Origin of the sequence: Dietzia sp. DQ11-38-2, assembly GCF_014145055.1 — a bacterium.
GTDB lineage: Bacteria > Actinomycetota > Actinomycetes > Mycobacteriales > Mycobacteriaceae > Dietzia.
The window spans coordinates 1-2251 of record NZ_JAALDW010000249.1 but is presented as its reverse complement, the minus strand read 5'-3'; the positions used below and the strand labels follow the sequence as shown (position 1 = coordinate 2251).

General features: G+C 72.0%; 3 protein-coding genes. 1 reads left to right on the top strand and 2 read right to left on the bottom strand.

Annotated elements, in window-relative coordinates; translation table 11 throughout:
- Both G6026_RS09290 and G6026_RS09285 read right to left on the bottom strand, forming a co-directional pair.
- Positions 1–453: hypothetical protein (locus G6026_RS09290; protein ID WP_182612992.1), on the bottom strand; the 453-nt coding region annotated here is incomplete at its 3' end.
- 10 nt (positions 454–463) lie between these two features.
- Positions 464–1018, bottom strand: coding sequence for a nuclear transport factor 2 family protein (locus G6026_RS09285; RefSeq protein WP_182612991.1), 555 nt, complete (start codon positions 1016–1018; stop codon positions 464–466).
- Between the two features lie 52 nt (positions 1019–1070).
- Between G6026_RS09285 and G6026_RS09280 the strand changes: the two genes are divergently transcribed.
- Positions 1071–2251, top strand: a 1181-nt coding sequence (locus tag G6026_RS09280; RefSeq protein ID WP_182612990.1) for an FAD-dependent oxidoreductase, incomplete at its 3' end; no start/stop codon positions are given.

The following is a 2251-nucleotide window of genomic DNA, read 5'->3' as shown; positions in this document are numbered from 1 at the left end:
GGCGGCGGCCGCCACCCCGATCGCGGCCAGGCCGGTGCGGATCCGGTCGGAGGCCAGCAACGTCTGGATGCGGTGCCGGGTGACCTGCTCCTGGGCGATCCCCATGTGCAGCGGGACGACCCCGGCGGTGAGGGCCGGCACGGCGACGGTGGTGAGGCACGCGACGACGGTGGCGGTCAGCCCGTCGCGGCCGGGCGACCGGACTGATCCGTAGGCGGCCCAGGCGGCGGCACCCAGCCCGGAGGCGTACAGGGTCAGGGCCACCGGGGCGATCCGGCGGGCGTGTTCGGCCTGGCGTTCGCCGATCCCCAGCGTCGGGCCCTCGAACAGCGTCGGGTAGACGACCGAGGTGACCATCGACTGGAAACCCAGATGGGCCGCGCACGTGGTGAGCAGGGCGAGCCGTCCCGCGCGGAGGGTGGGGTCGGGGACCGCGGGTCGTCGGCGGATCATGGGTCTCACGCTACCCCTCGCGGGATCTGCCGAGCAGGCGTCTGCCCTCTCCGTCCTCGGTGACCGCCCGGGCGGTCCGCAGCACCACCCGCCAGCCACGGTCGGGCGCGTCCACCGGACCGAGACGCTCGAGTTCCCATCTGTTCGCCGTCACCCGCGTCACCGTGTAGCGCCCCGGCCGGGAGGAACGGACCACCAACTGGGTGTACCCGGTCGCCACCGCCCGGTCGCCGTCGAGGAGGACCACCGGCAGGCCGGGCACGTGGCCACAACCACGGGCGATCAAACCCTGGTGGTCGTCACCGCTCACCATCCCCGCGAGGTCCGTGTGGCCCTCGAGCACGCCGGTGTCCACGTCGTAGACCCCGTCGGCGGCCCAGAGCTCGGCGACCCCCTCGGCGTCCCCGGAGTCGACCCTGGGGGAGTAGTCGGCGACGAGTCTGAGGATCGCGAGTTCGTCCGTGGCCCGGGCCAGTTCGTCGCGGATCGTGGCGAGAGCGGACTCGGTCGCACCGAGCCTCGCCTCGAGTGCGTCCAGACGGTCGGGGTCGCGAGCCGGGGTCATGAACCCGACAGTAATGCACGAACTGGAACACGTTACACGTAGAGTGTGGCGCATGACGGACAAGAGTTCAGACACCCGTCCGACCGTGCACTCGGCGGACGTGGTGGTGGTGGGGATGGGCATCGCGGGCGCGTGTGCTGCGATCGAGGCCGCGGAGGCCGGGTCGTCGGTCATCGTGCTGGAGGGCGCCTCCGGCCCGGGGGGATCGTCCTCCCAGTCGGGCGGCGAGGTCTACCTGGGCGGGGGCACCGCCACCCAGCGGGCGCTCGGCGTGGAGGACTCCGAGGAGGACATGCGCGCCTTCCTCACCGCCGCACTCGGTCCGAACGCGGACGAGGCCAAGATCGCCGACTACTGTGCGGGTGCGGTCGAGCACCACGACTGGCTGGTGGCCCACGGTGCGGTCTTCAACCACAAGCTGTGGGACACCCCCACGTGGATGCCGGGCGACGACTCGGGCCTGATGTGGATGGGTGAGCGAGCCGAACCCTACGCCTCGATCGCGCGCCCGGCGGCCCGTGGTCACCGCCCACCCGCCCCGAACTTCGCCGGGAACGTGCTGATGGATGCTTTGGTGGCCACCGCGCAGAAGGCCGGGGTGACACTGCACTGCGACGTCAGGGCTCGATCGTTGATCATGGACGACGGCCGGGTCGTCGGCGTGCGGGCGACGGAGTTCGGCGAGGAGCGGGAGTACCGCGCCACCGGCGGGGTTGTCCTGGCGACCGGCGGCTTCGTCGACAACGACCGCATGCTCGAACAGTGGGCGCCGCAGCAGGTCGGCAAGGACAAGGTGTCCGACGGCCGCGACGACGGCTCGGGGATCGAGATGGGCATGGACGTGGGTGCCGCCGTGCGCCGGATGCACCAGACCGAGACGGCGATGCTCATCATCCCCCGCCTGGCGGTGGGGGCGATGCTCGTCGACGGCGACGGCCAGCGCTTCATCAACGAGGAGGTCTACCCGGGCCTGTACTGCCACGCCGCCGTGCACCACCGCCGGCCCCCGGTGTGGGTGATCATCGACGAGAAGGGCATCGAGGACGTCCCGGAGAGCGAACTGTGGGGGATGCAGCCCATGCACGCCGCGGAGACCATCGAGGAGCTCGCCGCGGACTGCGGGCTGCCGGCGGAGGCGCTGGCCGACACCCTGCGCAGATACAACGCCGGCGCCCGGAACGGCGAGGATCCCCAGTTCGGCAAGAGCGCGCGCTGGGTCCGACCGCTCGAGCC

Bases quoted from the DNA above. Each gene is read 5' to 3' on its own strand.
- G6026_RS09285 (WP_182612991.1), bottom strand. From the start codon at position 1,018: ATGACCCCGGCTCGCGACCCCGACCGTCTGGACGCACTCGAGGCGAGG.